At 66.9% G+C, this 8,021-nt stretch carries 6 protein-coding genes; 2 read left to right on the top strand and 4 right to left on the bottom strand.

Features of this window, described 5'->3' with window-relative positions; translation table 11 throughout:
• Window positions 1-315: 315 nt before the first annotated feature.
• Both D7Y15_RS40815 and D7Y15_RS40820 read left to right on the top strand, forming a co-directional pair.
• The gene (locus tag D7Y15_RS40815; RefSeq protein WP_199746051.1) at window positions 316-1,476 is read left to right on the top strand and encodes an AAA family ATPase; all 1,161 of its coding nucleotides are present in this window, start codon (window positions 316-318) and stop codon (window positions 1,474-1,476) included.
• Window positions 1,473-2,066: a DUF4276 family protein gene (locus D7Y15_RS40820; protein WP_121755959.1), complete on the top strand. Its 594-nt coding sequence runs from the start codon at window positions 1,473-1,475 to the stop codon at window positions 2,064-2,066. Before D7Y15_RS40815 ends, D7Y15_RS40820 begins: the two co-directional genes overlap by 4 nt.
• 51 nt (window positions 2,067-2,117) lie before the next feature.
• On the opposite strand, the gene D7Y15_RS40825 is transcribed toward D7Y15_RS40820, so the two are convergent.
• The 4 genes from D7Y15_RS40825 to D7Y15_RS40840 all read right to left on the bottom strand — a co-directional run bounded on the left by D7Y15_RS40825 (window position 2,118) and on the right by D7Y15_RS40840 (window position 7,935).
• The gene (locus D7Y15_RS40825) at window positions 2,118-4,103 is read right to left on the bottom strand and encodes a triacylglycerol lipase (protein ID WP_121755960.1); all 1,986 of its coding nucleotides are present in this window, start codon (window positions 4,101-4,103) and stop codon (window positions 2,118-2,120) included.
• A gap of 129 nt (window positions 4,104-4,232) precedes the next feature.
• A complete protein-coding gene (locus D7Y15_RS40830) occupies window positions 4,233-5,288 on the bottom strand; it encodes an alpha/beta fold hydrolase (RefSeq protein ID WP_120580473.1) in 1,056 nt (351 codons plus the stop codon).
• Between the two features lie 45 nt (window positions 5,289-5,333).
• Window positions 5,334-6,899: a long-chain fatty acid--CoA ligase gene (locus tag D7Y15_RS40835; protein ID WP_121755961.1), complete on the bottom strand. Its 1,566-nt coding sequence runs from the start codon at window positions 6,897-6,899 to the stop codon at window positions 5,334-5,336.
• Between the two features lie 40 nt (window positions 6,900-6,939).
• Window positions 6,940-7,935, bottom strand: coding sequence for a 3-oxoacyl-ACP synthase III family protein (locus D7Y15_RS40840; protein ID WP_120606416.1), 996 nt, complete (start codon window positions 7,933-7,935; stop codon window positions 6,940-6,942).
• Between the last annotated feature and the right edge of the window lie 86 nt (window positions 7,936-8,021).

An 8,021-nucleotide genomic window follows, 5' to 3' on the forward strand; every position in this document is an offset into this window, starting at 1 on the left:
GCTCATGTCGGTGCACTCACCAGGGGTGCTCAGCTCTTCCTTTCCCTGCAAGCTCAACCCTGCCCACGGGGCTGGCGGCCGCTCGGCCTCCAGCACCTTTCTTCAGATAATTAGGGACACCCCCTAGAGCGAAGCCCCCGGATTTGTTGGATTCAGGATGCGGATGTTGCGTCCTGCCGCATCATGGGCCTACTGGCACAATTAAGTGCGCAGCGCGCACTAACTGGTGCAGGAGAACGCAAGATGCCTTCCGCCGAGAATGCAGGGTCGACCCCTAATCATCCTGGAGGGCGCCCCCCGTTCATTACTCGGGTCATGCTGAGTGACTACCGAAGCATTCGCGCGTGTGACGTCACCCTCGGTCCCCTAACGTTTCTAGTGGGCCCGAACGGTTCGGGCAAAAGCAACTTCATGGATGCGCTCCGGTTCGTCACTGACGCCCTGCGGAGTTCATTGGAACACGCGCTTCGCGATAGAGGAGGCATCAATGAACTTACGTATCGCGGCAGCCCTCCCCTCAGTCGCTTCGGAATCCGCATTGACTTCCAGATGTCTCCTCAGACTCTCGGCAGCTACTCACTTTGCATTGGCGAACTTGATGATTACGGCGACTACGTCGTCCTCGAGGAAAACTGCGCCATAGGGGATGCGCGGTTTCGTGTCCGCGAGGGCGTCCTTATCGACAGCCCCTCACAAGTCGCACCACCAGCCTCGAAAGATCGTCTCTACCTAGTCAATGCTGCGGGACTACCCGAGTTCCGAGCCGCTTTCGATGCGCTTTCGAACATGGGCTTCTACAATCTCCATCCTGATCAGCTCAGGGCTCTTCAGCCTCCTGGCAGTGGAGAGCGCCTTGCGCGAGATGGGTCCAACCTACCCAGCGTTCTGGAGCGGTTGGAGAAGCAGGAGGTCCCCGTCAAGCAGCGCATCGAAGAGTATCTGAAGGCCATTGTGCCGAACCTGGATGGGGTCAGCGCACTCCGCATCGGTCACATGGAAACATTGGAGTTCAACCAATGGGTCGCAGGCTTGGCTTCCTGCGCGAGCTTTCCCCCTACAGCGATGTCGGACGGCACGCTCCGCGCACTGGGAATCCTGGTCGCATTGTTTCAGACGCGGGCCGAACCGCGGCTCCGGCTTGTGGGCATTGAGGAGCCCGAGATTGCGCTCCACCCTGCGGCGGCGGGCGTGCTGCGCGATGCACTTCGCGATGCATCCCAAGATTCGCAAATCATCGTCACCAGTCACAGCCCGGAGCTGCTGGATGATCCCAGCATCCAAGCAGACGAGATTCTCTCGGTGGTGTCAGACCACGGCCGCAGCATCATCGCACCCGTGGATGCGGAGACCCGGTCCGCGCTCAAGGACCGCCTCTACACTGCGGGCGAGCTGCTGAAGGCCAACCAACTGTCTCCAGACAGACAAGCGGTTCCCCAGGCGGATCAGCTCAAGCTCTGGGAGCACGGCACCGAATGAAGATTGGGCTCATCGTCGAGGGCCATGGCGAAGTCGTCGCCGCCCCCATCCTCGTCAGGCGCCTGACGCAGTGGATAGCGCCCACGGTCCACCCGGAGGTCCTCCTTCCCCACCGCATTCCACGAGGCCAGCTCGTCAAGGAAGACGAACTGCGCCGGGCCATCGAACTGACGGCCCGGAAGGTGGGCGACGATGGCCTCATCCTCGTCCTGCTGGATGCCGACAAGGACCTGCCGTGCGTGCTCGGGCCACGGCTTCTGACCTGGGCACGGTCACAACGCTCCAACCGGACCATCTCCGTGGTCGTCGCGCAGTGTGAATATGAAGCGTGGTTCCTCGCAGCAGCGGAGTCCCTGCGCGGTCAGCGCGGGCTCCGTTCCGACCTGCGAGCTCCATCCGAACCCGAGCGCATCCGCGACGCGAAGGGCTGGCTCGGTAGCCACATGCCCCAGGCCTACAGCGAAACGCTCGACCAACCCGCCCTGACCAGCGTCTTCGACCTCGAAGCCGCCCGTCGAGCGGACTCCTTCGACAAGCTCGTCCGGGACATGGGCACGCTGCTGGGCATCCCCGCCCCACCGCGCCCCTGATCCGCGAGGCACGGGCGCGCGGAACGCGCCCGTGCTCCTCACGTCACGTCATCAATCCCGCGAAACGAAGTGCGTGGAGATCTTGTTCCACACCGCCGGGGTGATGCCCATGCTCAGGTGGTCATAGGCCATGCCCTCCTGCTTCGCGTCGGCGGTCTTCTTCGCGGCCGTCCAACCCTGGGTGAGCTGGGTCATCGCCGCGATGCTCGCCTCGAAGAGCACGCCGTCGCTGCGCAGCGTGGACGTGGTGGACGTCATGCCGTCCGTCTCGAACGGGGTCGCCCCGCCCGTCGTGCCGTACAGCACGTAGAGCGACGGCAGGCGCGAATCCACGCCGTGCTCCGCCAGGCGCGTGATGAACTTGCCGCCCATCTCCATGGCCGCCGCCATGCCCAGGCCGTCCATGATGCGGTACTTGCCGTACATCAGCGAGTCGTACGCCTCACGGTTCTGGTTCGTGTTGTACGCGTGGAAGGCGAAGCACGGCGAGCCCGCCGGGTCGAACGCCGTCGTGCGGCACACGCGGTGGTCGCTCGACTGCATGTAGCCCGCGGCAATCCAGGGGTTCAGCGGGTTGTAGATGAGCTTCGTGTCCAGCCAGGGGAAGTAGCGGTTCTCGTCCGGATCGATGTTGTCCCACGCGGACGCGCTGCGGTCCGGAATCGGGTACGTGCCACGCAGGTCATACGCCGCCTGCAGCTGGCCCGGGTACGCCGTCACGTACTTGCCGCTGTCATTCACCGCGCCAAAGAGGCTCATGTTGTAGTCGTCGAACTTGAACGACGACGCGGACAGGCCCTGGTTCGTGTTCAGCGTCTGCAGCGTGCTGCTGGACACCGGCGTGCCCGTGCTGGACAGGCCCGTGATGTTCGACAGGTAGATGCGGCGGAAGTAGTCCGGCCACGTGCCGCCGGAACCCGCGCACACGCTCTCCGCGTAGGGATTCTTGAACCAGGGCACGTCATAACCAAACGTCACGCACTGGAACGCGGAGAAGTACGTCCACGGCATCGGGCCACGGCCCACCGGCGCGTTGGAGGCCGTGCTCGCGATGGTCAGCGTGTGGATGGGGTGGCGGAAGTTCAGGTCGATGCCCTTGTGCGGGCCGGACAGCGGCACGTACACGCGCACCGAGTCGTCATACGCCGGCACCTGCGACGCCTGCTCCTTCGCCAGACGCTCGAAGAAGCGCGTCGTGCTGAAGCCGCCCCACGTGGCCGCGTTCTCCAGCCAGGGGTCCACCGCCAGCACGCCCTTGCTCCACGCCACCACGTCCACCCGCGCCACGCCCGGGTGCAGCGCCTTCACGCGCTGCACGGCGTTGGCCACGTGGATGGCGTGGTTGAAGTTGTCGCCGTGGAACGAGCCGAACGTCACCGCGTACACGCAGCGGCCCTTCGACTCCAGGTCCTGCACCATGCCCGTCAGCTGCGCCGCGCCGCCGTAGGTGCCGCCCGAACCGTTGTTGCCGTTGGGGAACATCCACACGTTCGCGTCCTGGATGGCGCCGTGCACCAGCAGCGTCGGCGTCAGATTGACGTTACAGGTGCGCGCCGCGGTGGCCCGCCCCTTGTGCAGCAGGACGAAGCGCGCCTCCGGCTTGGTGGGGCCAGGCGTGGGACAGGTGGCCCCGGTCGTCGTGGCACAGCTGTTCCCGTAGTGGAGGTTGAACGCGTTCACCAGCTGCTGGTTCAGCGAACCGAAGTACGTCTTCAGCGGGTAGTCGCTGGACTGGAACGTGTCCTGGTCACGCAGCTTCAGCGTGCGCGGGTTGTAGTACTCCGTGCGGAAGCGCTGCTTGCCTTCCAGCAGCTCAATCTGCCCCCAGGACCACGTGGGCGGAGTGTACGTGCCCACCACCCGGTAGTTGCCCGTGAAGGTGGGGACGGCGTCGAAGTACGGGGCCAGGTCCGCGTCCAGCGGAGCCTCGGCCGTGGCGACGGACTCCTGCGTCGGGGGTGCTTCCGCGGGCGGTTCTGCCCCGCAACCTGCCATCAGCAATGCGGCCGTGAGCGACAAACTCCAGTTGCTTCGCATGCGGACCTCCGGTTGGGTGAAGGGTGCGGCGACAGCGGACTGCGACTGAGAGTGGACGCACGGGACACACGACGCCCCCCAGGGGCTCCCCGGAAGGGCCTCGCGAGCCTTACCGCACGTCAGGAACGCCTAGCGGGCGTGCTCCTGCAGGAACGGGACGAGCAGGTCGTGGAACTCCTTCGTCTTCTCCAGGTGCGGGCTGTGGCCCGTGTCCGGGAGGACGACCTCGCGGTAGCGGCCACCGTTGGCCGCGTAGCGATCCATCACCTTGCGCATCTGCGACACCATGGGCTGCGGCGGGTACTTCTCATCCCCGGGCCAGCCCGGCACCGCGCCCAGTTTGCCCAGGAAGCCGAAGTCGAACAGTGACGTGTCGGAAACGATGGCGTCGTCCGCGCCGCGGATCCACAGCACGTCCGGCCCCTTCGTCAGCGCCGCGAAGGCGGAGGTGTTGTAGTAGGCCGGCGCCATGGCGTTGTTCATGCCCGTGGTGCCCGGCGCCACGCCCGGCCAGTTCGCCGACTTCTCGAAGTTGCCCGGGTACAGCTCGTCCGACACGTGCGTATCCAGCACGGAGTCCAGGAGCATCTCCTCGTCCGGGTGGCGGAACGGCGGCTTCACGTAGCAGCCGTTCATCACGTTGCGCGGCGACGTCTGCGACTCCGTGGAGCGGTCCTTCGTCTTCAGCCGCTGCACGAAGTCCGGGTTGGCCGTGCCGCCACCGGAGCCCGCGAAGTCCGCCCAGCACGGCGTGCCGTCCGCGTCCTTCGTGCCACCGAAGCCGTAGGGAGACAGCGGCGCCTCCACCACCAGGCCGGCCACGCGCTCCGGGTGGTCGATGGACAGCTGCATCACGATGCCCGCGCCCGCCGAGTGCGCCACGAACGCCGCGCGCTTCAGCGACAGCGTGTCCATCAGCGCCACCAGGTCATCCGCGAAGTCGCGCATGCCGCGCGTCGCGTCGATGGCCTTCGCCTCCGTGTGCCCGTAGCCGCGCATGTCCGGCGCGATGCCCCGGAAGCCCTCGGGCAGCGTCTTCATCAGCGACTCGAAGAACGCGGACGAGGAACAGTTGCCGTGCACGAAGATGACGGGAAAGCCGTCCTCGCCCACCAGCCGCGCGCGAACCCGGAGCCGCTGCGTGGGGATGTCCCGGATCTCGACCTTCCTGGATGTATCAGCCATGTGCGCGCTCCTGGTTGCGTTGCTTGAGAGAGGAAAATCCGTGCGTCACGAAGCGGCCCGCGCGTCAGCGGCGATGGCCGCCTCGCGCAGCTCGCGCTTGAGAATCTTGCCGGCCGGGGACACCGGCAGGGACTTCATCAGCTCCACCCGCTTGGGGACCTTGAAGCGTGCCACCCGGCCCTTGAGGTGCTCGAGCAGCGCGTCCGCCGAGGCCTCGGCGCCCGGCTTGAGCACCACGTAGGCCCGGCCCGCCTCGCCCCACTTCGCGTCCGGCACGCCCACCACCGCGCACTGCTGCACGGCGGGGTGCTCGTAGAGGACGGACTCCAGCTCCAGCGGGTACACGTTCTCTCCGCCGGAGATGAACATGTCCTTCTTGCGGCCCGCGATGGTGAAGAAGCCATCCGCGTCCACGCGCGCCAGGTCCCCGGTGTGGAACCAGCCGTCCGCGCTGATGGCCTCCTTCGTGGCGGCGTCGTCCTCGAAGTAGCCGGAGCACATGGAGGGCCCCTTCAGCACCAGCTCCCCCACCCCGCCCACGGGCACCGCGTGGCCGGCCTCGTCCACCAGCTTCGCGTCGATGAAGTAGTTGGGCCGGCCAATGGAGCCCGCCTTGGACACCGCGAACTCCGGCCCCATGCTGAAGATGCCCGGGCCGAACTCCGTCATGCCGAAGCCCTGCTTGAAGGGCACCGGGTGCACCGCCTGCCACGCCTGGAGCAGCGGCACCGGCAGGGGCGCCCCACCGCTGGTGACGAAGCGCACGGAGGAGAAGTCCGTCCCCTTCCAGCGCGGCGAGTCCATCAACTGCTGGTACTGCGTGGGCACCGCGAAGAAGAGCGTCACCTTCTCCTTCGCGACCAGGCCCAGCATCTCGTCCGGGTCCCACCGGCGCATCAGCACCACGGTGCCGCCCGCGGTGAGCAGCGGCAGCGTGTAGACGAGCAGCCCGCCCGTGTGGAACAGCGGCGTGTGCGTCACCGTCACGTCGCCCTGACGGATTTCATGCACCAGCGTGTTGAGCGTGTTCCACGCCACCATGCGGTACGAAATCTTCGCGCCCTTGGACCGGCCGGTGGTGCCGCCGGTGAAGAGCAGGCAGAGGATGTCCTCCTCGCTCACCGCGTCGTTCGTCACCGGAGCCACCGGAGCGGCGGGCGCGTACGCCATGGCCTCCTCGTACGGATCCGCGCCCGGCAGGCCCTGCGCTTCCAGCGACACCAGGCGCAGGCCGTCCCCCACGTGCTCGCGCACCTGGGCCACCGCGTCCTTGAAGTCGTCTCCGAACAGCAGCACGCGCGGGCGGATGGCGCGCACGCCCTCCGTGAGCTCCGCCGCGTGCAGGCGCCAGTTGTACGGCACGAAGACGGCGCCCAGCTTCCCGCACGCGAACAGCGTGTCCAGGTACTCCACGCCGTTGTGCGCGACGATGGCCACGCGGTCGCCGCGCTGCACGCCCGCCACGTCCCGCAGCCAGCCCGCGAGCGCGTTGGCGCGCGCGTTCATCTGCCGGTAGGTGAAGCGGCCCGCGTCCTTCCGGGCCACGTCCACCACGGCCACCGCGTCCGGCCAGTAGAGGGCACCCCGCCCCATCCAGTCCCCGATGAACATGCGAAGAACTCCTGTCTGAATGAGGCGGGGTATGGGGGGACTAAGCCGTCCAGCGGTAGAGGGCGGACGCCATGGCGAGGCCACCGCCACTGGCGCAGAAGGCGACCAGGTCGCCCTTCTTCACCTTGCCCTGCAGCACCGCGTCGTCCAGCGTCATGGGGATGCAGGCGGAGCCCGTGTAACCCCACTTGTCCATCGTGTAGTGCGCCTTCTCCATGGGCTGGTTGAGCGCCTTCATCGTGGCTTCGATGGTGCGCAGGTTCAGCTGCGTGAAGACGAACAGCTTCACGTCGTCCAGCGTCTGGTCCGCGCGCTTGAGCAGCGTGTCCAGCAGGATGGGCCAGCGCTCGGTGTTGAACGTGGAGGGGAACTTGCGCACGAACTGCACCGCGGGCTTGCCGTCCGTCAGCGCCAGCGTCTCCGCCGTGGCGGGCCGGTTCGTGCCGCCCGTGTAGATGCCCAGCGCGTCGTGGTACTCGCCGTTGGCGAGCAGCTTCGCGCCCAGGAAGCCCGGCTTGTCGGACGCGCCCAGCACCACCGCGCCCGCGCCGTCCGCGAACAGCGTGCAGGTCTTCTTGTCCTTCCAGTTCACGTACCGGGTCATCCCGTAGGCGCCCACCACCAGGATGCGCTGGTAGCTGTCGTCCGCGGAGATGGTCTTCGACGCCACGTCCAGCGCCGTCACCCAGCCCGCGCACGCGGCGTTGATGTCGTAGGTGCCCGCGTTGACCGCGCCCAGCTTGGCCTGCACCACGGACGACGTGCCGGGGCTCAGGTAGTCCGGCGTGTCACTGGCCACGAGCACCAGGTCCAGCTCCTTGGGGTCCACCTTCGCGCGGGCCAGCGCCTCCTTCGCGGCGGCCACGGCCAGGTCACTGGTGGCCTGGTTGTCCGCCATCACGTGGCGCTGCTTGATGCCCACGTTCTGCTGGAGCCACTCGTCCACCTTCTCGCCGAGGATCTTCTCCACGTCGGCGTTGGTGAGGAGCTTCTCGGGGACGTAGCGGCCGGTGGACAGGATGTTCGCGTAACGCATGACGGTGTTTCAGCTCCGGGGACCGCGTGACGGACGGCGGGAAGACGGCTTCGACTTCGGGGGGGTGGGCTTCGACGACTTCGCGG

Origin of the sequence: Corallococcus sp. AB030 (genome assembly GCF_003668965.1) — a bacterium.
GTDB lineage: Bacteria > Myxococcota > Myxococcia > Myxococcales > Myxococcaceae > Corallococcus > Corallococcus exiguus.

Excerpts from the sequence above, each read along its gene's own strand:
- D7Y15_RS40815 (WP_199746051.1), top strand. The coding sequence starts at position 316 with ATGCTGAGTGACTACCGAAGCATTCGCGCGTGTGACGTCACCCTCGGT.
- D7Y15_RS40820 (WP_121755959.1), top strand. The coding sequence starts at position 1,473 with ATGAAGATTGGGCTCATCGTCGAGGGCCATGGCGAAGTCGTCGCCGCC.
- D7Y15_RS40825 (WP_121755960.1), bottom strand. The coding sequence starts at position 4,103 with ATGCGAAGCAACTGGAGTTTGTCGCTCACGGCCGCATTGCTGATGGCA.
- D7Y15_RS40830 (WP_120580473.1), bottom strand. The coding sequence starts at position 5,288 with ATGGCTGATACATCCAGGAAGGTCGAGATCCGGGACATCCCCACGCAG.
- D7Y15_RS40835 (WP_121755961.1), bottom strand. The coding sequence starts at position 6,899 with ATGTTCATCGGGGACTGGATGGGGCGGGGTGCCCTCTACTGGCCGGAC.
- D7Y15_RS40840 (WP_120606416.1), bottom strand. The coding sequence starts at position 7,935 with ATGCGTTACGCGAACATCCTGTCCACCGGCCGCTACGTCCCCGAGAAG.